Source organism: Sandarakinorhabdus sp. (assembly GCF_040398665.1).
GTDB lineage: Bacteria > Pseudomonadota > Alphaproteobacteria > Sphingomonadales > Sphingomonadaceae > Sandarakinorhabdus.
The window spans coordinates 139,527-161,248 of sequence record NZ_JBBATQ010000005.1; the positions used below are offsets into that span (position 1 = coordinate 139,527).

25 protein-coding genes and 1 pseudogene are annotated in these 21,722 nt (G+C 64.6%); 12 read left to right on the forward strand and 14 right to left on the reverse strand.

All coding sequences use genetic code 11. From position 1 onward, the window contains the following. Positions 1-55: 55 nt before the first annotated feature. Positions 56-679: a glutathione S-transferase family protein gene (locus tag ABWP22_RS08800; RefSeq protein ID WP_353199587.1), complete on the forward strand. Its 624-nt coding sequence runs from the start codon at positions 56-58 to the stop codon at positions 677-679. Here the strand turns inward: ABWP22_RS08800 and ABWP22_RS08805 are convergent. Genes ABWP22_RS08805 through ABWP22_RS08825 form a run of 5 tightly spaced genes read right to left on the reverse strand, consistent with a single transcriptional unit; the run spans position 674 to position 3,837 of the window. Beyond that, positions 674-973 (reverse strand): DUF952 domain-containing protein, encoded by a 300-nt coding sequence (locus ABWP22_RS08805; RefSeq protein ID WP_353199588.1) that lies wholly within the window; start codon positions 971-973, stop codon positions 674-676. The genes ABWP22_RS08800 and ABWP22_RS08805 overlap by 6 nt on opposite strands. Continuing rightward, a complete protein-coding gene (locus tag ABWP22_RS08810; RefSeq protein ID WP_353199589.1) occupies positions 970-1,854 on the reverse strand; it encodes a peptidylprolyl isomerase in 885 nt (294 codons plus the stop codon). Before ABWP22_RS08810 ends, ABWP22_RS08805 begins: the two co-directional genes overlap by 4 nt. Beyond that, positions 1,851-2,213 (reverse strand): peptide-methionine (R)-S-oxide reductase MsrB, encoded by a 363-nt coding sequence (gene msrB / locus ABWP22_RS08815; protein WP_353199590.1) that lies wholly within the window; start codon positions 2,211-2,213, stop codon positions 1,851-1,853. The genes ABWP22_RS08810 and msrB overlap by 4 nt, the downstream gene beginning before the upstream one ends. Further along, a complete protein-coding gene (gene ruvX, locus ABWP22_RS08820) occupies positions 2,210-2,689 on the reverse strand; it encodes a Holliday junction resolvase RuvX (RefSeq protein WP_353199701.1) in 480 nt (159 codons plus the stop codon). The genes msrB and ruvX overlap by 4 nt, the downstream gene beginning before the upstream one ends. After that, positions 2,686-3,837, reverse strand: a complete 1,152-nt coding sequence (locus ABWP22_RS08825; protein ID WP_353199591.1) for a DUF3089 domain-containing protein — start codon at positions 3,835-3,837, stop codon at positions 2,686-2,688. Before ABWP22_RS08825 ends, ruvX begins: the two co-directional genes overlap by 4 nt. Positions 3,838-3,938: 101 nt before the next feature. On the opposite strand from ABWP22_RS08825, the gene ABWP22_RS08830 reads away from it, so the two are divergent. Then, entirely contained in the window at positions 3,939-4,631 is a 693-nt protein-coding gene (locus tag ABWP22_RS08830; protein ID WP_353199592.1) for a response regulator transcription factor, read from the forward strand. A 13-nt stretch (positions 4,632-4,644) separates the two neighbouring features. After that, on the forward strand, positions 4,645-6,063 hold the full coding sequence (locus ABWP22_RS08835; protein ID WP_353199593.1) for a sensor histidine kinase: 1,419 nt from the start codon (positions 4,645-4,647) through the stop codon (positions 6,061-6,063). Positions 6,064-6,130: 67 nt separating this feature from the next. On the opposite strand, the gene tyrS is transcribed toward ABWP22_RS08835, so the two are convergent. The 3 genes from tyrS to relB form a co-directional block, all read right to left on the reverse strand. Next, positions 6,131-7,357, reverse strand: a complete 1,227-nt coding sequence (gene tyrS / locus ABWP22_RS08840; RefSeq protein WP_353199594.1) for a tyrosine--tRNA ligase — start codon at positions 7,355-7,357, stop codon at positions 6,131-6,133. A gap of 261 nt (positions 7,358-7,618) precedes the next feature. Further along, positions 7,619-7,891, reverse strand: a complete 273-nt coding sequence (locus tag ABWP22_RS08845) for a type II toxin-antitoxin system RelE family toxin (RefSeq protein WP_353199595.1) — start codon at positions 7,889-7,891, stop codon at positions 7,619-7,621. Further along, positions 7,875-8,102: a type II toxin-antitoxin system RelB family antitoxin gene (gene relB / locus ABWP22_RS08850; protein ID WP_353199596.1), complete on the reverse strand. Its 228-nt coding sequence runs from the start codon at positions 8,100-8,102 to the stop codon at positions 7,875-7,877. The genes ABWP22_RS08845 and relB overlap by 17 nt, the downstream gene beginning before the upstream one ends. Positions 8,103-8,209: 107 nt before the next feature. Here relB and ABWP22_RS08855 point away from each other — a divergent pair, with 107 nt between their 5' ends. The 4 genes from ABWP22_RS08855 to ABWP22_RS08870 all read left to right on the forward strand — a co-directional run bounded on the left by ABWP22_RS08855 (position 8,210) and on the right by ABWP22_RS08870 (position 12,144). Further along, positions 8,210-8,980, forward strand: coding sequence for a cytochrome b/b6 domain-containing protein (locus ABWP22_RS08855; RefSeq protein WP_353199597.1), 771 nt, complete (start codon positions 8,210-8,212; stop codon positions 8,978-8,980). Between the two features lie 222 nt (positions 8,981-9,202). Next, on the forward strand, positions 9,203-11,407 hold the full coding sequence (gene uvrB / locus ABWP22_RS08860) for an excinuclease ABC subunit UvrB (protein ID WP_353199598.1): 2,205 nt from the start codon (positions 9,203-9,205) through the stop codon (positions 11,405-11,407). Between the two features lie 95 nt (positions 11,408-11,502). Beyond that, positions 11,503-11,787, forward strand: coding sequence for a hypothetical protein (locus tag ABWP22_RS08865; protein WP_353199599.1), 285 nt, complete (start codon positions 11,503-11,505; stop codon positions 11,785-11,787). A 39-nt stretch (positions 11,788-11,826) separates the two neighbouring features. Beyond that, the gene (locus ABWP22_RS08870) at positions 11,827-12,144 is read left to right on the forward strand and encodes a HigA family addiction module antitoxin (RefSeq protein WP_353199600.1); all 318 of its coding nucleotides are present in this window, start codon (positions 11,827-11,829) and stop codon (positions 12,142-12,144) included. Here the strand turns inward: ABWP22_RS08870 and ABWP22_RS08875 are convergent, their stop codons facing one another. Then, complete coding sequence (locus ABWP22_RS08875) at positions 12,145-12,780, reverse strand: PEPxxWA-CTERM sorting domain-containing protein (RefSeq protein ID WP_353199601.1); 636 nt, start codon at positions 12,778-12,780, stop codon at positions 12,145-12,147. On the opposite strand from ABWP22_RS08875, the gene ABWP22_RS08880 reads away from it, so the two are divergent. Both ABWP22_RS08880 and ABWP22_RS08885 read left to right on the forward strand, forming a co-directional pair. After that, positions 12,779-13,042, forward strand: a complete 264-nt coding sequence (locus ABWP22_RS08880; RefSeq protein ID WP_353199602.1) for a hypothetical protein — start codon at positions 12,779-12,781, stop codon at positions 13,040-13,042. The genes ABWP22_RS08875 and ABWP22_RS08880 overlap by 2 nt on opposite strands. 679 nt (positions 13,043-13,721) lie before the next feature. Then, positions 13,722-13,832, forward strand: a pseudogene (locus ABWP22_RS08885) (PEPxxWA-CTERM sorting domain-containing protein); the annotation flags it as partial. Here the strand turns inward: ABWP22_RS08885 and ABWP22_RS08890 are convergent. After that, positions 13,833-14,135, reverse strand: coding sequence for a hypothetical protein (locus ABWP22_RS08890; RefSeq protein WP_353199604.1), 303 nt, complete (start codon positions 14,133-14,135; stop codon positions 13,833-13,835). It lies immediately after the preceding pseudogene. A 77-nt stretch (positions 14,136-14,212) separates the two neighbouring features. On the opposite strand from ABWP22_RS08890, the gene ABWP22_RS08895 reads away from it, so the two are divergent. Further along, positions 14,213-14,806: a sterol desaturase family protein gene (locus tag ABWP22_RS08895; protein ID WP_353199605.1), complete on the forward strand. Its 594-nt coding sequence runs from the start codon at positions 14,213-14,215 to the stop codon at positions 14,804-14,806. A gap of 244 nt (positions 14,807-15,050) precedes the next feature. On the opposite strand, the gene ABWP22_RS08900 is transcribed toward ABWP22_RS08895, so the two are convergent. From ABWP22_RS08900 to crtY, 4 genes are all read right to left on the reverse strand, one after another. Next, the gene (locus ABWP22_RS08900) at positions 15,051-15,431 is read right to left on the reverse strand and encodes an ASCH domain-containing protein (protein WP_353199606.1); all 381 of its coding nucleotides are present in this window, start codon (positions 15,429-15,431) and stop codon (positions 15,051-15,053) included. Further along, entirely contained in the window at positions 15,428-16,360 is a 933-nt protein-coding gene (locus ABWP22_RS08905) for a phytoene/squalene synthase family protein (RefSeq protein ID WP_353199607.1), read from the reverse strand. Before ABWP22_RS08905 ends, ABWP22_RS08900 begins: the two co-directional genes overlap by 4 nt. Before the next feature lie 76 nt (positions 16,361-16,436). Then, positions 16,437-17,930 (reverse strand): phytoene desaturase, encoded by a 1,494-nt coding sequence (locus ABWP22_RS08910; RefSeq protein ID WP_353199608.1) that lies wholly within the window; start codon positions 17,928-17,930, stop codon positions 16,437-16,439. Next, positions 17,927-19,093: a lycopene beta-cyclase CrtY gene (crtY, locus tag ABWP22_RS08915; protein ID WP_353199609.1), complete on the reverse strand. Its 1,167-nt coding sequence runs from the start codon at positions 19,091-19,093 to the stop codon at positions 17,927-17,929. The genes ABWP22_RS08910 and crtY overlap by 4 nt, the downstream gene beginning before the upstream one ends. A 189-nt stretch (positions 19,094-19,282) precedes the next feature. Between crtY and ABWP22_RS08920 the strand changes: the two genes are divergently transcribed. Continuing rightward, entirely contained in the window at positions 19,283-20,668 is a 1,386-nt protein-coding gene (locus tag ABWP22_RS08920) for a cytochrome P450 (RefSeq protein ID WP_353199610.1), read from the forward strand. Continuing rightward, on the forward strand, positions 20,668-21,669 hold the full coding sequence (locus tag ABWP22_RS08925) for an alpha/beta fold hydrolase (protein ID WP_353199611.1): 1,002 nt from the start codon (positions 20,668-20,670) through the stop codon (positions 21,667-21,669). The genes ABWP22_RS08920 and ABWP22_RS08925 overlap by 1 nt, the downstream gene beginning before the upstream one ends. The last annotated feature ends 53 nt before the right edge of the window (positions 21,670-21,722 follow it).

Sequence of the window (21,722 nt, forward strand, 5' to 3'; positions counted from 1 at the left end):
GTTTAAGCCGGCATGAATATGGGGCGCGTATTGGGATGATGAAGGGGCGAACCGCATGAAACTTTGGCCCATGAAACTCTGGCACTGCCGGGATGCGCGCAGTTTCCGTGCGCTTTGGGCGCTGGAGGAGTTGGGCCTGCCCTATGAACTGGTGCTGCTGCCCTTCCCGCCGCGCTGGCTGGAACCGGCCTTCCTGGAACTGAACCCGCTGGGCACGATCCCGTTTTTCACCGATGGCGATGTGCGCATGACCGAAAGCGCCGCGATCTGCCAGTATCTGGCCGACAAGACGCAGCGGCTGCGCGTGCTGCCCGGCGATCCGCGCTATGGCGATTATCTGAATTTCCTGCACCAGTCCGACGCGACGCTCACCTTCCCGCAGACTTTGGTGCTGCGCTACACGCGGTTGGAAAAGCCGGAAAACCGCAACCCCAAGGTGGCCAGCGATTATCGCCGCTGGTTCGTGGCGCGCACCGTGTGGGTCGAACAGGCGCTGGCCGATGGGCGGGAATGGCTGTGCGGGGATTTCACCGTGGCCGACATCGCGGTCGCCTATGCGCTGCTGCTGGCCGAGACGCTGGGGCATCTCGGCGAGTTGGGGCCACAGTGCCAGGCCTATTGGTTGCGATGCCAAGCGCGCGACGGGTTCAAGCGGGCGAAGGCGGCGCAGGCATCATAAGCGCCGGACGTCGATCACCTCGTCCAGCCGCAGCGGCCGGTAGAGATGCGGGAACATTTGCCCGCCGCGGCTGGCTTCCCAGCGCAGATCATCGCCCAGCGTGTCGCTATCCAGCGTCAGCGCCACCGCGTCCGCTTCTCCGGCGAAATATTTGGCGACCGTGCCGGGCACCTGTTCCGGCGTGGACAGATGGATATACCCATCGCGCCGATCGTCCGCCGATCCGGCGAACGTGCCGTCAGCCTGGAACTGCGCCCATTCGGCAGCACGCAGCAGCTTGATCGCCGGGGTCATGGCGCCAAACGCACCGGCACCCGCAGCGTGCACAGATCGGCAGCGCCAGCCGGGCGGGTGAAGAAACCGATGCGATTGGCGCGGGCCGTATTGATGGCGGCAAAACTGGGCGATGCCGTATCCATCATCTGCCAGCGCGGGAAGCCGGCAATCTGGCTGGCCAGGCGCACGCGGCGGATCTTCGTCATCTGCGTATCCGTCTTGTAGAAACCCAGCGCCTCGGTGCCGCGGGGCAAGGCGGCATGCGGCTCGATGCCGGCGAGCACACGGCCGACATTGGCGATGTTGCGATCAAGATGGCGCGGGCCATGGCCGATCACCGTGTAGAGTTCGGTGCCGTCGCCGGTATCCGGCGGATTGTCCCGGCCCACACCCACCGTAGCATAGCAGTGCGCCAGCCAGGCCGTTCCCGTCGCCGGATCACGCGCCGCCGGCCAGCCAGACACGAATCCGGCTTCGGCATATGTATCCTTGTAGGGCGACGGCGTGAAGCTGAGCCCGGTGAGCGGCCGCTCATACTCCTCCGGCAGGGGCGCAGCCTTGGGTCGGGTGGGATCGGGGCGGGCCGTCCATTGCACGACATAATTGTCCTGCACGCGCACGATGCGGCCATCGTCAAACTGGCCGGTGCGCACCAGCGCCTTGATGGCCGCGACATGCGCCGGCGCGAAGGCGGGCGCGAGCTGGATCAGCATCTGTCCCGCGGCGGTGTCCATCACCATGATGTCATCGGGATTGATGGCCAGCCAGTGCGACGCGGGCGCATCGGCGATGATCTTGTCGGCCGCGTTGTACACCGGCGGTTCCGGTGCCGCGGCCGGCGGCGGGGCCTGCGCCAGCAGCAGCGGAGCGGCGGCGAGGGCGAGAAGCTGGCGCATCATTCACCCTCCGCCACGAAATCCAGCGCCAGGCCGTTGATGCAGTGGCGCATGCCGGTGGGCGGCGGGCCATCGGGGAAGATATGGCCAAGATGCCCGTTGCAGCCGGCGCAATGCACTTCGGTACGCAGCATGCCGTGGCTGGTATCGGTGGTGGTGCCAACAGCGCCGTCTTCGGCCGCCCAGAAGCTGGGCCAGCCGGAGCCGGATTCATATTTGGCGTCCGAACGATAGAGCAGCGCACCACAGCCGGCGCAGTGGAATTCGCCGGCGCGCTTTTCATCGTTCAGCGGCGAGGTGAACGGCCGTTCGGTGGCGTGATCATAGAGCACGGCGCGGGCAGCAGGGGACAGGCAGCTCATGGTTCACTCCCGATGTTCTGGCGCGCGAGCGCGTCGATGGCACCTTGCAGGATATAGGCCGCGGCCAGCCTGTCCACCCGTTCCGCACGCCGCGCGCGTGACAGATCCTCGGCGATCATCGCGCGTTCGACCGCGGCGGTGGACCAGCGTTCGTCCCACAGCAGCAACGGCAGGCCCAGCGGTGCCAGATTGCGCGCGAAGGCCCGCACCGATTGGGTGCGCGAACTGTCGGTGCCGTCCATGTTGAGCGGCAGGCCCACGACCAGCCCAGCCAGCCGCGCCTGCGTTGCCCACGCCTTCAGCGCCGTGAAATCGGCGCTGAACTTGCCCTTGGCCAGCGTGTGCGCCGGGCTGGCAAAGCTCCAGCTGGCGTCGCAGGTGGCCAGACCAATGGTCTTGGTGCCGACATCCAGCCCGCCCAGCCGGCCGCCATCCGGCAAGGCGGCGGCAAATTCCGAAGGCTGGGTGGTGATCAGCGTTCGGTCTTCCCGGATGCCTTCCCATATGCCTTCCACGCCTGCACCCGGATCCCCGCATCCAGCCTTACGGCCTGCCAGAACAGCGGATAATCGAACACATGGAAATTGTTGCCGGGCAACACATAGGCCGGATAGCCGGACGGTGGTTCGCCGATCAGCAACAGCCCGCGCGCATCGCAGCGTGCCGGCACGCCGGGCGTCACCAGTTCACCGCTTTCAAGGGTTGCGGCCGGCACCAGGCTGCCGGGATTGGCGCTGGCCGGGGCAGACGCCCCTGCCCCGCCGGTCAGCGGATTGGTGCACAGCATCGGCGTGCCGCGCCGCGGTGTGCCATTCAGGCCGGGGCCGGCATAATAGACCGCCAGCACCGCATCCGGATCGGCCGGTTCGGCAAAGCTTTGCCAACTGAGGATGCAGCCGGCCTGCGCGCCCGCCGTGCAGGCCGGCAGGCCCAGCGCCGGCAGATCGGCCGTCACCGATACCGGCCAGCCGACCAGATACACGGCCACAATGCGCGCGGCCAATGGCGTGCCGGCGACCTGTTCCTTCAGCAGGCGCAGCAGGTGCAGCGCACCCTGGCTGTGGCCGGCCAGGATGATCGGGCTATTCTTGGGCTGGGCCGCGAGAAAGACGGCGAAGGCCGCCGCCACATCGGTATAGGCCAGCGCCTGCGCCGCCTGGGCCCGGCGGCGCGTGTCCGGCGCATCGGCGAGAAAGCTGCCGATCACCGCTTGCCGATAATGCGGTGCCCACAGCGGCCCGGCATCGGCCAGCGCGCTCGCTTCGGTGCGCAGGAATCCGGCCAGGCGATTGGCGGTATCGCCAACATCGCTGCGATCGTTCCAGTGCGTGGTGCCAAAGGCGGCCGTGGGTGGCACGAAGAACACGGCGGCACCGGCCTTTGCCTGCACCGGCGCGCCTGGCGGGCGCCAGGCGGTGGGATCCTTTGCCATGCCGGGGCGCGCAGCCCAGGCCGCGGGCAAGGCGTAGTCATAAGGCGCGCCGGCCGCCGCCGCATCATATTCCGCGCCCGGCACCAGGGCCGCCGACAACAAGCGGTTGCCGGCCAGCCGCCAGGCCAGTGCCGATGCAATCACGATAAAGATGGCGATGGCCACCACCCACAGGAAACGCCGAGCCAACATTGCCGCCGCATAGCAGGGGCAACAGGCGGGTGCGAAGAAAAAGGGCCATCATCAGCGCCGGCCACTTGAATTTTCTTGCGCAAGCGTCATAAAGTCGCGGTATGGGCAGCATTTTGTGTATCGAAGATGACCCCACCATGGCCGCCCATATCGCACAAGGGTTGCAGGGTGCCGGTTATCACGTCGATATTGCCCGGGATGGCCAATCCGGCCTGGAACAGGCGCTGACCGGCCATCACGCCGCCATCATACTCGATCGCATGTTGCCCGAACTTGATGGGCTCGCCGTGCTCACGCAATTGCGCGCCGCCGGCAACAATACGCCGGTGGTGGTGCTGTCGGCGCTGGCCAGCCTGGATGAACGCGTGCGGGGCTTGCGCGCTGGTTCCGATGATTATGTCACCAAACCGTTCGAGCTGCCGGAATTGCTGGCGCGGCTGGAAGCGGTGCAGCGCCGCGCCAGCGGCGTCACCGGCGATGTGACGCGTCTGGTGGAAGGCGAACTGGAGCTGGACCTGCTGGCACGCCGCGTCAGTTGGGCTGGCAAGCGCATCGAATTGCAACCGCGCGAATTTCGCCTGCTGGAATATCTGGTGCGCCACCGCGGCCAGGTGGTGACGCGATCGATGCTGCTGGAAGGCGTGTGGGATTATCATTTCGATCCCGGCACCAATGTGATCGACGTTCATGTCAGCCGGCTGCGCAAGAAACTGGACGAAGGCGGCGCCGGCGGCATCGTCGAAACCGTGCGCGGCGCCGGCTATCGTGTTGGCGGTGAGCCGGTGGCCGCCTGAACGCGGGCCGGCAATGACGGAACCGGGCGCCACGCTCGCGGATTTCTGGCGCGACTGGTTTGCCGGCATCGCGCCGCGCACCACCACGGCGCGGATCAGCCTGCTGCTGTTCGTGATGCTGGTTTCGGGCAGCGGCCTGCTGCTGATCCTGCTGGAACGCGCCACTCAAAGCCAGTTGGACAGCGAAGCGCAAGGGCGCATCGCGGCCATCGCCGCAGCCGCCGACACGGCCTGGCAGCAGGGCGGGATCGCGGCCGCACGGGCAATCCTGGACGGCGAACTGGCGGTGCCCGGCCCGCTGGTGATCCACCTGGCAGCGCCGGGTGGCCGGCGGGTGCTCGGCAATCTGCCGGGCTGGCCGGCGGGTGTGGCGGCCGATGGCCAATTCTACCGCGTGCCAACGATGCATTATCATCAGGGCGTTGCCGAACCGTTCATGGTGGTGGCCCGGCCGATGCCGCAGGGTCATCGCCTGCTGGTTGGCCGCAGCCTGGCCGCCGAAGTGCAGTTGCAGAACAAGCTCACCACCACCTTGCTGCTGGCACTGCCGGTGGCGATGATATTGGCCTTTCTGACCAGCCGACTGATCACCCGCATCATCACCGATCGCGTCCATGATCTGGCCGACGTGGTCGGGGAGGTCACCGCCGGCAAGCTGGAGGCGCGGGTGGTGCTGCCGGCGGGGCCGCCGGCCGATGCCTTTGATTCCATGGGCCAGGCCTTCAATGTCATGCTGGCGCGGGTGGAGGCGTTGATCGATGAGCTGCGCGCGGTCACCGATGGCCTGGCGCATGATCTGCGTTCACCGCTCACCCGGTTGAAGGCGCGCATCGAGCGGCTTTCGCATGGCACGACAGTGGATGCCGATGATCTGGCAGCCGTTTCAGCCGAAGCCGAATCGCTGCTCGCCATGCTGGACAACAGCCTGGAAATCAGTCGCGCCGAAGCCGGCATCGGCCGCGACAGCTTTGCCGAGATTGATCTGGCGGCCATGATCACCGATCTGGCCGACATGTATGAGCCGCTGGCGGAAGACGCCGGCGTGACGCTGTCGGTGGCGGTGACCGGCGCGGTGCCGGCGCAGGCGCACCGCCAATTGCTGGGCCGCGCGCTGGCCAATCTGATCGACAATGCGCTGCGCTATGGCGCTGGCGGCGCCCGCATCGAGGTGGGCGCGCAGGCGACGGCGGCGGGCAGCCGGCTGTGGGTGGCCGACAGCGGCCCCGGCATCCCGGCCGACCGCCGCGACGAAGCGCTCCGCCGGTTCGGCCGGCTGGATGCGGCGCGCGGGCCACAATTGGGCGGCATGCAGGGGGCGGGGCTGGGGCTGAGCCTGGCCGGCGCGGTGGCGCGCCTGCACGGCGGCACGATCAGCCTGTCAGACAATCAACCGGGGCTGAAGGTGGCGATCGATTTGCCGAGGGTGCCTTGACCCTGGATCCCTCCCCGTTGACGCTTCGCGTCGCCTACGGCTGCGGGGAGGGTGCCGAAATGCTGATCTAGCCAGCCACCACCAGCCCGTGCCGCTTCTTGCCGGCGCTCACCTTCTGGCCCGGTGCCACCAGCGCGGCATCGCTGCCAGCCGCCTCACCATCGATGCGGGCGCCGCCCTGGGCGACCAATTTGCGCGCTTCGTTCTTTGACGCGGCAAAGCCCAGGCCGATCAGCGCATCGATGATGCTGACCGGCGTGGGCGTGGCGAACTGCGGCAGATCTTCCCCCGCGCCGCCATCGGCAAAGGTGGTGCGCGCGGTGGCGGCGGCGGCCTCGGCCGCGTCGCGCCCCCGGCACATGGCGGTGGCCTCGGTGGCCAGCACCTCCTTGGCGGTGTTGATCTCCGCGCCCGGCAGCGCCTCCAGCCGGGCGATCTCACCCAGCGGCAGATCGGTGTACAGCCGCAGGAATTTCCCGACATCGGCATCATGGGTGTTGCGCCAGAACTGCCAGTAATCGAACGTCGAAAGCTGATCCTCGTGCAGCCACACGGCACCCTGCGCCGTCTTGCCCATCTTGGCGCCATCGGCCCGCGTGATCAGCGGCGTCGTCAGGCCATAGGCATCGCGCGCATCGATGCGGCGGATCAGATCGGTGCCATTGACGATATTGCCCCACTGGTCGCTGCCGCCCATCTGCAGCGTGCAGCCAAAGCGCCGGTTCAGTTCCAGATAATCATAGGCCTGGAAGATCATGTAGTTGAATTCGAGGAACGACAGCGGCTGCTCGCGCTCCAGCCGGGTGCGCACGCTGTCGAAGCTGAGCATGCGGTTGATCGAAAAATGCCGGCCGACATCGCGCAGGAACGGGATGTACTGAAGGCCTGACAGCCAATCATCATTGTTGACCATCACCGCATCGGTCGGCCCGTCGCCAAAGGTGAGGAAGCGTTCGAAGATGCGGCGGATGCTGGCCATGTTGGCGCGGATCTGATCGTCGCCGAGCAATTGCCGCGCCTCATCCTTGCCCGACGGATCGCCGATCTTCGTCGTGCCGCCGCCCATCACCACGATGGGGCGGTGGCCGGATTGCTGCAGATGGCGCAGCATCATGATCGAAACGAGATTGCCGATGTGCAAGGACGGCGCGGTGCAATCGAAGCCCACGTATGCGGTGACAACGCCCTTCGCTGCGGCCTCATCCAGCGCGGCCGGATCGGTCACCTGGTGGATGAAACCGCGCGTGTCGAGGCGCCGGAGAAATTCACTGTGGAAGTCGCTGCTGTAGGTCATGGCGGGTGCGGATTAGCAACTATTGCAGCTAACGCCTACCGTCTTTGGCGAGCTCAATCAGTTTGATGACGACGCCAATCAGCGTCAGCACCAACGTGGCTGTTCCACCGACAAGGCCTAAAATTTCGAGGGTGGTCATAGATCACTCCCTTCCGATATGCCCCCGGGGGGGATCAAGCATATGTCAGAGAATTGTGACACGCCGTCACTTCTTAGGTTACAGCGTGATTACAATCATGTTTACAAGAATGAACGCGCTCCTCACCGCCGATAGACCTCCCGCCGGTTGCCCAGCCGGATCACGGTGATCAGCAGCACGCCGTCATCCAGATCGGCGATGATGCGCCAGTCACCCACCCGATATTTCCAGAAATCGCCGGGCTCCTTGCCGCGCAGCGCCTCGCCGATGCTGCGCGGGTCGTCCAACGTCGCGACGCGGTCGCGCAGGAAGGTGAGGATGCGCCGGGCGATTTGCGGATCGAGTTTGCGAAGCTGCTTGGCGGCGCTGTCAGCGAATTCAACCCGCCAGGCCATGTTCGGCCAGCAGATCGGTCAGGGAAATGCGCGCTTCGGTGCCGGCGCGGACGCGGGCGAGGATTTCGGCGGACAGATGGGCGTCTTCCAGATCGTCGATATGCTCGACAATGGCCTCGATGGCGTAAAAGCTCTTCGAACGACCGGTCAGCGCGGACAGGGCTGACAAGCGGGATTCGACATCGGTGGGCAGACGCAACGAGATCGGCATGGCGCAAGCCTAACATTGCGATACATGTAATGCAATTCTGATCAGCGCGTGTAGGGGCGACATCGGTGGCGCTTGCACAGCGGGGCCGGCTGCGCCACGCAGCCATGATGACCGGCTCGTACCTGATCCTCGCCCTCGGCATCGCCGTGCTGCTCAATCTCGGCAATCGCTGGCTGCGCATCCTTGGCCAGTTGCTCGCCGCCATCGCGCTGTTTTTCAACATCTGGTCGATCTGGCTGGCCGTGGAGGACGGCACCTTTGCCGCCGCGCGCGCACAAGCCGGGCAGGTGCTGGCGCTCAAGGCGATGGGCTTGGCGGGCGCGGCGGCGCTGCTGGCGTTGCTGCTGCTGTTGCCCGGCCAGTGGCGGACGGCCACGCCGGCGCCTGGGCACAACACGCGCCAGGCCTGGGGGCAACCCAGCCGCATCCTGCATTGGGCGAGTGCCGTGCTGATGCTGTGTGCGCTGCCGATGGGCCTGTTCGTCGTGGTGCTGCCGGCCGGCGCGATCCGCGCAGAATTTCTGGATGGGCATCAGGGGGTCGGGCTGGCGGTGCTGCTGCTGCTCATCCTGCGGCTGGGCTGGCAGGCGGTGACCAGGGGGCCGGACAGCCCCAATGCCATGGCGCGGCTGAACAAATCGGCGCTGTATGCATTGCTGGCGGCGCTGCCGGTGTCGGGGCTGCTGCTGTCGGGCGCGCTGCACGTGCCGGTGCTGGGGCTGGCCCTGCCCGCACCGCTCGGCCTGGAGGCGGCTCGCGGCCTGCACCAGATCTTGTCTGCCCTGTTCGTCGCGGCATTTGCTGCCCATGCAAGCGCCGTGGTCTGGCATCATTTCGGCCTGAGCGATCGCAAGCTGATCAGGCGCATGCTGCGTTAGGCCGTAAACCCATCAATGGCTGGAGCCGGGATCGCCCTTCGGGCGAGCGCAAGCGGCGATAGCGCTTTTGCCCACTGGCTGCGTCGCGTCGTCGGTTACGATGCGCTGCATCGCGCCCTCCTGGCTCCTTGCCGGTGAACAAAATCACCATCGTCTCGGCTCCAGCCATCCACGCGTTCACGGCCTAGAACAAATCACGCACATGGTGCAAAGAGAGCAGCCATGGCCATCCAGATTCGCACCAGTCTTTCCGACACCGAGTTGACCCAGTTCACGCCGCACCGCCCGGCGCGCCCGGAGAAATCCGAAGGCGGCCGGCCGTTCGTGTTGAAAACCGAATATACGCCGGCGGGCGACCAGCCTGCCGCCATCGCCGAACTGGTGGCCGAAGCCAATGCCGGCAATCGCGATCAGGTGCTGCTGGGCGTCACCGGTTCCGGCAAGACCTTCACCATGGCCAAGGTGATCGAGGCGGTGCAGCGACCGGCGCTGGTGCTGGCGCCCAACAAGATTCTTGCGGCACAATTATACGGCGAATTCAAGAGTTTCTTCCCCGATAACGCCGTCGAGTATTTCGTATCCTATTATGATTATTACCAGCCCGAAGCCTATGTCGCGCGCACCGACACTTACATCGAAAAAGAATCGAGCGTGAACGAGGCCATCGACCGGATGCGCCACAGTGCCACCCGCGCGCTGCTGGAACGCGATGATGTGATCATCGTTGCGTCGGTGTCGTGCATCTATGGCATCGGATCGGTGGAAACCTATTCGGCGATGACCTTTTCGCTGAAAAAGGCCGGCAGCGCCGATCTGAAGGAGGTGATCCGCAAGCTCGTCGCCATGCAGTACAAGCGCGGCGACCTGAGCTTCACGCGCGGCAATTTCCGGGTGCGCGGCGACAGCCTGGAAATCTTCCCGTCCCACTATGAAGACAGCGCCTGGCGCATCAGTTTCTTCGGCGACGAGATCGAGGCGATCAGCGAGTTCGATCCCTTGACCGGCGAGACCGTGGCCAAGCTCGAATCCATCAAGATCTACGCCAACAGCCATTATGTGACGCCGGGCCCGACGCTGAAACAAGCCGCCGAAGCCATCCGCCACGAGATGAACGAGCGGCTGAAGGAGTTGAACGCCGAAGGCAAGTTGCTGGAATCCCAGCGGCTGGAACAGCGCACCAATTTCGATCTGGAAATGATCGCCGCCACCGGTGCCTGCGCCGGGATCGAGAATTACAGCCGATTCCTCACGGGGCGCCTGCCCGGCGAACCGCCGCCCACATTGTTCGAATATCTGCCCGAAAACGCCCTGCTGATCATCGACGAAAGCCATGTGACGGTGCCGCAGATTGGCGCCATGGCCAAGGGCGATCACCGCCGCAAGGTGACGCTGGCCGAATATGGCTTTCGCCTGCCGAGCTGCATCGACAACCGGCCCTTGCGCTTTGCCGAATGGGAAGCGATGCGGCCGCAGACCTTCTTCGTTTCCGCCACCCCCGGCCCGTGGGAAATGGACAAGACCGGCGGCGTGTTCGTCGAACAGGTGATCCGCCCGACCGGGCTGATCGACCCGCCGGTGGAAATCAAGCCGGTTGAGGATCAGGTCGAGGATCTGATCCAGGAGGCCAAGAAGGTCGCCGCCATGGGCTATCGCACATTGGTCACCACGCTGACCAAGCGCATGGCGGAAGACCTGACCGAATTCCTGCACGAGGCCGGCTTGCGGGTGCGATACATGCACAGCGACGTCGAAACGCTGGAGCGCATCGAGTTGATCCGCGATCTGCGGCTTGGCGTCTATGACGTGCTGGTCGGCATCAACCTGCTGCGCGAGGGCCTGGATATTCCCGAATGCGGGCTGGTGGCGATCCTGGATGCCGACAAGGAAGGCTTTCTGCGCTCCGAAACCAGCCTGATCCAGACCATCGGGCGGGCGGCGCGCAATGTCGATGGCCGGGTGATCCTCTATGCCGATCGCATCACCGGCAGCATGGAACGCGCGCTGGCCGAAACCGATCGCCGCCGCACCAAGCAGGAGGCGTACAATATCGAGCACGACATCACGCCGACCACCATCAAGCGCAACATCGGCGACGTGCTGGCCGATGTGAGCATGAAGGATGGCCTGGTGGTCGATACCGGCGATGAAGACACGCCGCACCTGGTTGGCCATAATCTGAAAGCCTATATCGCCGATCTGGAACAGCAGATGCAGGCGGCGGCATCCGATCTGGAATTCGAGAAGGCGGCGGCCATCCGCGACCAGATCCGGCGGCTGGAAATGGACGAACTGGGCATCCCCGCCGACCAGCGCACCGCGCCGGCAAAAGGCCGCGCGACGGGCGGCGCGGCGGGCACGCGCACGACGCGCTTTTCCAAGATGCAGAAGAAGGGGATGAGCGGGAAGCGGCGCGGGGCGGGGCGGTAGGCGCAGAAGCGAAACCGCGGTGTTCGCGGTTGGGAAGCCAATCTGATACGGCAACTGCTCTAATCTTTTTGCCCTCAAATCTTGGTAGATTGAAAATGCCTGCACCAAAACTGCTGGAAGAACGCCTCGCCGATGCACGCGCACTGGTTGACCGGCTTGAGGCCGAAATCGAAAATGAGGTGATCAAGAACGATGTTCGGGAAGGCGACAGAATCAAGTTTGTCTTTGGCAGAGCGACTACACGCCGCGAGCTTGTAGGTCTTGTCAGAGGCATCGCCATTGATAAGGTGCAAGGAATTCTGCTCCGTGTGGAAAGTGGCGAAGGATTTCATGCGGAAAGCTACAAGATCAACATTCGCGATGTCCTCAAGAAGCTGTGAAGATCCTTTTTGATGTGTGGCTTAACGGGGATGCCTTTGATGTCGAAATCGTCGATTATCGCTGATGCGCCCAACCCCCATCCGGGCTTTGGGCTGCGCGAGGACTTGCTGGAACAGCTGGGCCAATCAGCGGATGCGGTCGCGCGCGCCACCTCTTTGCTTGCGTCCCGGATCGATGCCGTTCTGGACGGCGAAGCAACAATCGACGCCGAATTCGATCTGCGCTTCGGCCGCTATTTCGGCTTCTCGCCGGGTTATTTCCTGCGCTTGCAGAATCAGTTCGACCTTGCACAAGCCCGCCGCGACGCTGGCGAAGCATTGGATGCCATCACGCCGCTGCAAACCGCGGCGGAATGATCATGCCGCGCTGGTGACAGCACCCCGGCGCCGCCGCAGGGCCGCGCCGGTGAGGCCGAAGCCGGCGATCAGCATCGCCCAACTGGCGGGTTCGGGAATGGCCGGCGGCGGCGCGGCGATCGTGGCGAAAACCAGCAGATCCTGGCTGCCGGGCACGCTGTCCGTGCCGTTGCGCAGCGCGAACAGGCCATCGGCCATCGGGCCGGTGCTAGTGAGCGCGTTCAACATGGTGGTGGCCGCACTGACGGCCGTTGCCGCGCCGGCGCTGGTGTTGGTGCGGGCAAAGAAATTGCCCCTGTTGGCGTTGGTGCTGGCGATCGACGGCGTCGTGCCAGTCGATTCCGTGACAATCTCCCAGATTGCCAGTTGCAGGGCAATGCTGGTCGGGCCCGTCATCGTGCCATAGCCGGCATTCGGGCCAAGGCGGCCAAACAATTCCCGGATCCGGTTGGCCTTGGTTTCGCCGATGCCGCCGAGTCCGCTGGCGGCCTCCGACAGCGGGACAATCTGGTAATTCACCGGCGTGTCCTGGCCGACCAGTTCAAGCGGCTCGATGCAGAAGGCGACGAAGCTGCCAGGCGTGGTGCCGCCCAGCAGCGTGTAGGGTGCAGTGACGCTGTTGGCTTGCACCGTCATGCGCGATGCAATCACGCTCAAATTGCTGTCCGGCCCCGGCAATACCACGGTGCGGGTTATCAAGAACGAGGTGTCGAGGAAACCGGTGACCGTGGCATTCACGGTGAGCGTGGCTGCAACCGGCGCAGCCCATGCCAACGCCAGCGCAGCCGGCAATGCCGCTGCCATCTTGATCACGCGCATGGTTCATCATCTCCGTCGCTGGCCGCCGCCCGCCGATCAGACACGCGCCAATACTTTCTATATTGCTTATTTTCCGTAAACGTCAAAGCGGAATCCTCAGGGCAGGCGTCATTTGTGCGGGGCCGCCCATGGCAGCTCCGCCGGGTCCTTCAACGTACAGGATTCAGCGCCCGCGATCGGGCTCGCCGGCCACCCCGGCAGCACGGGCTTCGCGGCAAGAGCGGCAGGTGGGTGCGCGGTTGGCCGTTTCCGGCTCCGCAACATCGACAAAAGGCAGCGGCGCAGGTGAAAGGCCGCGCCACCGGCGGCGCGGCTGAGACAAGGACGACCCGATCTTCCAAGATGCAGAAGAAAGGGATGAGCGGCACAGGCCACGATGGCCAGTGTCTTAACCACGGCCTCATGGGATCGGCCTGATCAGGGCCATGTGCTGCTCAACGCCGGCTGGTTCAGCACCAATGGCGGGAGTGGCGATACCACCCATGCCGCGGCAAGTCCGAGCTGGTCTATTTCTTTGAGACCGGCAACCGCCCTGTGAGGCTGGCTACCAACTGGACCTGTGATGTGACGGGGGACCCGACCGGCATCGTCGGCCTGACTTTAGGCTTTGACCGAATGCCCATGGCTTTCAGCAGTGCCGGAACGTTCAGTGTGCAACTTGCGGCCAGCAATATCTACGGCTTGGGTTTCAGGCTGAGCGGCAGGCGGCAGGCGGGCTTGACCAGGCGGTCAACGCGCAGAGCCTGTTCAACTGGTCGATGAGCTCCGTGCCGGAACCGAAAAGCTGGGCCATGCTGATCGCCGGTTTCGGCCTGGTTGGCGCCAGCATGCGCCGGCGCCGCTCGCCGGCTGTTGTCGCTGCCGATTGATCAGATCGCACAGCCGATGCCGGCGCGGATCATTTCCAGCGCCAGGCCGGGGTCCTTCTCGTCGGACAATTTGTTGGCGATCTCGCGGATGCTCATGCGTTGCAACCGCTCGGCGCGGATGCCGCTCAATTCCTGCAGGCGGCGCAGTTGCCCGACGCTCAGGCGCTGGCCGAGCCGGTCGCCCATGCACTGCGCCTGGCGCTGGGGCACACCCAGTTCGGTCAGCTTGGTGGTGATGCGTTGCGCCGGCGTCGAACAGGCCGTCAGCAGCAGCGGGACGGCAAGCAGGGCAAGGAGGCGCATGAAAAAACCCATTCTCCGATCAGGGTGCGGCAACACCCCTGATGCATAAAGTTTTCAGCCTGGCTATAAGCTGAACCATGCTCGCGTATCTCGCTTCGCTCTCCACCCTTCATCCCGTGCTTGCCGATGTGAATTGGTGGCAGGGCATCGGTATCGCGCTGATCGTGGTGGCGATCATGGAAGTGGTGGCCATCGTCTCCCACAAATATGTGATGCACGGCTTCCTGTGGGTGCTGCACAAATCCCACCATGAACCGCGCGTCGGCAAGTTCGAGCGCAATGACTGGTTCGGCGTCGCCGGCGCCATTCCGTCGATGATCCTGCTGATGATCGGCACGCATTATGGCCTGCACATGCTCACCGCCATTGGCACCGGCATCACCATGTATGGCGCCATCTATTTCTTCCTGCACGATATTCTCGTCCACCGCCGGGTGAAGCACCGCTGGAACCCGCAGTGGGGTTACATGAAGCGCGTGGTGCAGGCGCACCGGTTGCACCACGTGGTGGAAACCAAGCATGGCACGGTGAGCTTCGGTTTCATCTGGGCGCCGCCGATCCGCCAGTTGAAGGCGCAACTGGAAGCCGATGGCCGCGGGCGGATTCGCGCCAGCGCCAAGATGAAGGCGGAAATGGGCATGATCGACAATGCGGAGCATTGGGCGCGATAAACGCGCCCGGGGGCGGAGCATTGGGCGCGGTAGATTGGGCCAGCGTTGGGCCGAGTTACCCAAAAAGCACGAGTCATGCTGGCGCAAGCCAGCATCCACCGAGCAACCAGGGCCCTGCCGCACCGTGGATGCTGGCCTGCGCCAGCATGACTTGGTTCTTGTAGAGTAAGTCTGTCCGCGGAGCCTCAGAGCGTCCGAAAACTGATTCCGGAAACGTCCGCAGCCCCTCGCGCGCTGGCCGTGGCTACAACCGCTCCACCACCCGGAACGTCTCGCACCACAAGTCCATATCCTCGGCAAACACGCCGGCCCGCGTGAAATAGCGGTGGTGGGCGGCGCGCCAGTGATCGAGCGACAGATCGCCCTCCCCCTCCAGCGCTGCAAACGCCGGACCGACATCGCAATAGCGCACGGCAACGCACGACAGGGTTTCGACCAGCAGCGCCGGGCGGCCGGCACCATCGAGCACAACAGAGCGTTCACCCGGCGCCGTCGGCGCCATCTGCGCCAACGCCCAGCAGGTTGCTGTCTTGCGGCCCTGAATCACCAGCGCCAGCAGTTCATCGGCAAGTTCGGGGCTGTCGCCAAATGACCAGCGTGGCAGGTCGTCCGGCAAACCGGTCACTCCGGCATCGTCCACAGGCCCTCGCGCACCGGCCCCGGCATTGGCCAGCGCCGGCCGCGCACCAGCATTTCGCCGAAGGCCGCCGCCACGGCACGGGCCTTCTCGGCCTTGGTGGTGGAGACACGATTTTCGAGGCCGGCAATTTCCAGCATGCGCACCTTGCGGCCGATGCCGCCATAGATGCGCGCCGCCGCCAGCACCGCCCAGGCCGCGCGATTGCCCAGTGCCGACGTGCCGAAGCGCGCCGATTCCTCATATTCCTCGGCCTTGAACACCAGCCGCGCGACCAGCCGCGACAATTGCCGGCGGTTGCGTTCATAGGCGAAACTGTCCGGCTCCAGCCGCACGCTGGCCAGCCAATCATCGGGGATGTAGCGGCGGCCGTTCATCGCGTCCTCCACCACATCGCGGGCGATGTTGTTCAACTGGAACGCCATGCCGAGATCGCAGGCGCGCAGCAGCACGGCGCGTTCATCGGGCTTCACCCCCATCACGATCGCCATCATCACGCCGACACAGCCGGCGACATGATAGCAATAGGTGAGCGTGTCATCGAAAGTGAGGAACGGCCGCGCCTCCATGTCGATGCGGAAGCCCTGGATCAGATCGCGCGGGTAGCGCGCCGGCATCTGCGTTTCCTGCACGACGCGGGCCAGCGCTTCATAGGGCGTGCCCGGTGCCGGATTGCCGGCCAGCGCGCGTTCGGTTTGCCAATGGACTTCGGCCAGGCGCTCGGCGGGCGGACGGCGATCATCGTTGCGACCTTCGCCCAACACCTGGCCATCGATCACATCATCGGTGTGCCGACACCAGGCGTAAAGCAGCATGGCGCGGTCGCGCGTCGGCGCATCGAACAGGCGGCTGGCCAGTGCAAAGCTTTTCGATCCACGGGCGATGGCATCGCGGGCATTGGCAAGAACATCGGACACGGAAAGCTTCCTGCCCGGATGGCGGACAACGCGCAAGCGGGCCATACTCCCCTCCCCTAATGGGGAGGGGTGAAGGTCAGGCCGCCTTCTTGGCCAACAGATCGTCGACCATCAACTTGCCGGTGGCCTTGGCGCTGCCGACCACGCCGGGGATACCGGCGCCGGGGTGCGTGCCGGCACCGACGAAATAGAGGTTGGACAGCACATCATCGCGATTATGGGTGCGGAAATAGGCCGATTGCCACAGCACCGGCTCCAGGCTGAAGGCGCTGCCATGGTGGGCGCCCAGCACGGTTTCGAAATCCTTCGGCGTCCAGGTGCGCATCGTCACCAGATCGCGGCGCAGATTGGGGATGCAGCGGCGCTCCAGCGCATCGAGGATGGAGTTGGCATAGCGCGGGGCTTCCTTCTCCCAATCGATGTTGAGCTTGCCCAGGTGCGGCACGGGCGACAGCACATAGAAGGCGCTGTGCCCGGCCGGCGCCATTTCGGGATCGGTCGCGGTCGGGTGATGCAGATAGAGCGAGAAATCGTCGGGCAGCGCGCCGCCCTTGTAGATTTCATCGAGCAGGCCCTTGTAGCGGTGGCCGAACAGGATGGTGTGATGCTTCACATCCGGGCGTTCGCCCTTGAGGCCGAAATAGGTGACGAACAGCGACGGCGAGAAGCTGCGCCGCATCATCCTGGTGGCCATGTCCTGCCCGCGCGGATGGGCGCGGAGCAGATCCTTGTAGGTGGTGACGACGTCACCGTTCGAGGCCACCGCATCGAAGCGGCCCGACCAGCCATCGGCGCAGCGCACGCCGGTGACATGGCCGCTGTCGGCCATGATCGCTTCCACCTTGCTGCCCATGCGCACGGTGCCGCCGATATCTTCGAACAGTTTCACCATGCCGCGCACCAGCGCATGGGTGCCGCCGCGCGGGAACCACACGCCCCATTTCTTTTCGAGCGCGTGGATCAGCGCATAGACGCTGCTTGTCTTGAACGGATTGCCGCCCACCAGCAGCGTATGGAAGCTGAACGCCTGGCGCAGCCGGTCATCCTTGATGTGCCGCGACACCATCGCATAAACCGAACGGAACGCTTCATAACGCATCAACTGCGGCGCGGCCTTCAGCATCGACTTGAAGTCGAGAAAGGCTTCATGGCCCAGCTTCTGATAGCCCTCGCGGAACACATTGTCGGAAAAGGTGAGGAACTTCTTGTAGCCGGCCACATCGTCCGGGCTCAGCTTGGCGATCTCGGCAAACAGCGCCTCTTCATCGTTCGAATAATCGAACACCGTGCCGTCTTCCCACAGCAGGCGATAGAAGGGCGCGACCGGGATCAGTTCGACATAATCCGACAATTTGCGGCCCGACAGTTCGAACAATTCCTCGAGGCAGGTCGGATCGGTGATGACCGTGGGGCCGGCATCGAACTTGAAGCCATCATCTTCAAACACATAGGCACGGCCACCCGGTTTGTCGCGCGCTTCGATGAGGGTGGTCTGGATGCCGGCGGACTGCAGGCGGATGGCCAGGGCCAGGCCGCCAAATCCAGAACCGATCACTGCTGCTGTCGTCATTTGAACCCCAATTCATACCGTAACAAAGTGCCCAACGCCCGGAGCGGCGGGATGGGCGGACGCCCGGAAAACACGCGTCGCCAATCCGTCAGGCGGTTGTTGGCTGCATACAGCCGGCCGACCAGATCATCCGGATGTTCATAGAAACGCTCCAGGATGGTGCGCCGTTCCTCATCCTGCGCGGCGAGGAACAACATGCGATTGAGAATGCGATACATGCCCCGGCTGTTCCACACACGTATCGCATGGTCGCGGCAGGCGCGGTGGATGGTCGCGGATGAAAAATCGGGCAGCGCGGCGACCATGTCGGCCATGCGCACCGAATCGGGAAAACTATAGCCGGTGACCGGGTGAAACAGGCCGGCGGCCAGACCGACGCGGGCGACCCCGGGCGTGCCTTCATCCAGGAATTTCGCGATATCGCCGCCGATGGCCAGCGGCAGGATGCCGGCCTCCTCGCGGATCACCCGGACGATATCCCAGCCCTGCTGCACGGCATAATCGGCAATATGCTTGCGCAGCAGATCCGGCGCCAGATCGCGGCCGTCGGAAAAATACGTGTCTTCGATCAGCACATGGCGCGGGCCGTAGGGCAATGTGTAGACAAAGCGATAGCCATCGTGCTGCGGCACGGTGGCGTCCATGATGATCGGGCCGTCGAGGCCATGATCGGCGGCCAGTTCCACCTCCTGGCCCAGGAATTTCTGCCACCTGAGATCGAGCGAGTCGGTCTTCTTCTGGCCACGGCCATCGATGACGCCCGATGCCGTCAGCACGCGTTGATTGGCCAGGGTGACGCTGGTCGGGGTGATCGCCACCACCGGCATTTCGGTCAAAATGCAATCCGGCGGCAGCGACCGGGCGACTTCCGCCGCCAGCCGTTCCGAATTGGTGGTGCCATAGCCCACGGCCAGCGTGCGGGCGTGCCGCGGGAAACGCACCGAATAACAATCCCAGCGGTGCGCAAACAGCGGATGCGTCCAGCGCCGTTGTTCTTCGTTGATATCAAGGCCGAACGACGACCAGGTGTGATCGCCGCCGATGGCGGGCCCCGATTCGACAATTGCCACGCGCACATCGGGGCGCAGTTGCGCCAGGCGCAATGCGATCAGGCCGTTGGCCAGGCCGCCGCCGGCCAGCACAAGATCGAACTCGGGCTTCATAGCTCGCGCTGTTAGCCGGCATGGCGGCGCGGGGAAAGGGGCAGCACGGCCGACAGCGCGGCCAACCGGCGCAGCGTGACGCTTTGGCGCTGGCCATGCGCGCGCATTGCACCTTGCCACGGCTTTGCGTATCGCGGCTCCGCACCGGCGTGTTGCTGGGGGCCCGCGTCTTGCCGGAGAAACGTGCCGATGAATGTACCCGTTCAAAACAGCGAGTTCATCCCCGCCAATCTGCCCGATCCGGGCTATGACGATCTGAAGCATATTCCCGGCATGAAACGGGTGCGCTTTCCGCTGTTTCGCACGCTGAAATTCCTCGCCAACCCGCTGGGCGCCAGCCGCGATCTGGTCGAAGCGTATGGCAGCGTGTTTCGCCGGCAGGATATCGGCCGCTGGGGCGTCAGCCTGATCGGCGCCGACGCCAACGAACTGGTGCTGTTCAACCGCGACAAGCTTTTCTCGAATGATCTTGGCTGGACGCCGATCCTGGAATTGCTGTTCCCGCGCGGCCTGATGCTGATGGATTTCGAAGAGCATCGCATCCATCGCAAGACCTTGACCGTCGCCTTCAAGACCGAACCGATGCGCCATTATTTCGCACAACTGGATGATGGCATCACGCGCGGGCTGGAGAAATGGGAGCGCGACACCAGCTTCAAATTCTACCCGGCGATCAAATCGCTCACGCTCGATCTGGCGGCCACCAGCTTTCTGGGCGTGCCATGGGGGCCGGAAGCGCAGCGCATCAACAAGGCCTTCTGCGACATGGTGGCGGCGTCGGTCGCGGTGATCCGCAAGCCGCTGCCGTTCACCGCGATGAAGCGCGGCGTCGATGGCCGCGCCTTCATGTGCGAATATTTCGGCCGGGAAATCCCCAAGCGGCGTGGGAAACAGGGCGATGATATCTTCAGCCAGGTGTGCAATGCCACCAACGAAGATGGCGAACTGCTGGGCAATCAGGACATCATCGATCACATGAATTTCCTGATGATGGCGGCGCACGACACCACCACATCCTCGATCAGTTCCATGCTGTGGTGCCTGGCCAAGCATCCCGAGTGGCAAGACAGGCTGCGCGCCGAAATTGCCGGCATCCGCGCCCGCCACGGCCGCCTGACCTATGACAATATCGGCGAGATGGAATTGACCGAGCAGGTGTTCAAGGAAGCGTTGCGGCTGATCCCGCCGGTGCCATCGATGCCGCGCCGGGCGCTGCGCAGCTTCACCTTCCAGAACCATGTCATCCCGGCCGGCACGCATATCGGCGTGAACCAGATGGTCAGTCACCGCATGCCCGAACATTGGCCGGATCCGGAGACGTTCGATCCGACGCGATTCAGCGCGGAAAACAGCCGCGGCCGCCACAAATATGCCTGGGTGCCGTTCGGCGGCGGCGCGCACATGTGCCTGGGCCAGCATTTCGCCTATATGCAGGTGAAGATGTTCTTTTTCGCCTTGCTCGAAGGCCACCGTGTCGTGGCCGACAAGGCGCTGGGCAGCGTGGAGAGCGATTTCACCATGTTCCCGATTCCCAAACCCAAGGATGGCCTGCCCGTCCGCATCGAGGCGATCTGATGGCATTGACTGCAACCGTGCGCCGCAACCGCCGCTGGGGCCGCACGCTGGGCATCATCGCGCTGGCGCTGGCCGGCCTGATCGCCGTGCTGTGGGTGGTATTCGCCACACCCGACATTCCGGTCGCCACGCTGCGGGCAAAATATGCCAATGAAGCCAGCCAGTTCGTCGAGCTGTCCCCCGGCACCACCATCCACATGCGCGACGAAGGCCCGCGCGCCGGGTTCCCGGTGGTGCTGGTGCACGGCTCCAACGCCTCGCTGCACACCTGGGAACCTTGGGTGCAGCGGCTGACGGCAAAGGGCTACCGCGTCATCAGCCTCGATCTGCCGGCACATGGCCTGTCCGGCCCGACACCGCAGGGACTGTACACCAGCGCGGCCTATGTCGGCATTGTCGAACAACTGGTCGATCGGCTCGGCCTGCAGCGCTTTGTGCTCGGCGGCAATTCGATGGGTGGTGGCGTGGCCTGGCGCTATGCGGTGGCGCACCCTGATCGGCTGGCCGGGCTGATCCTGGTCGATGCCAGCGGCAAGCCGATGCCCAAGGGCGCTTCGCCGCCGCTCGGCTTCCGGCTGGCGCGCGTACCGGTGGCGCGGGACATATTGGCCAGCGTGACGCCGCGCAGCCTGATCGAATCCAGTTTCAAGCAGAGCGTATCGAACCAGGCCATCGCAACGCCGGCGATGGTGGATCGTTACTGGGAATTGCTGCTCTACCCCGGCAACCGCCGCGCCACGGTGCAGCGCTTTGGCCAGTACAGCGGCGATGATGGTGCGGCGGCAAAGCTGGCCGGCCTCAGCGTGCCGACGCTGATCCTGTGGGGCCGTGAAGACAAGCTCATCCCCGTTTCCGTCGCCGAATGGTTCAGCCGCCAGATCAAGGGCAGCCGCGTCACCATCCTCGATGGCATCGGCCACATCCCGATGGAAGAAGCGCCCGATCGCAGCCTGGCGCCGGTGCTGGAATTGCTGGGCAAGGTCGCGCCGCCGCCGGCCTGACGCGGTTGCAAGCACGCTGGCTCCCTCCCCGCAGCCGTAGGCGACGCGAAGCG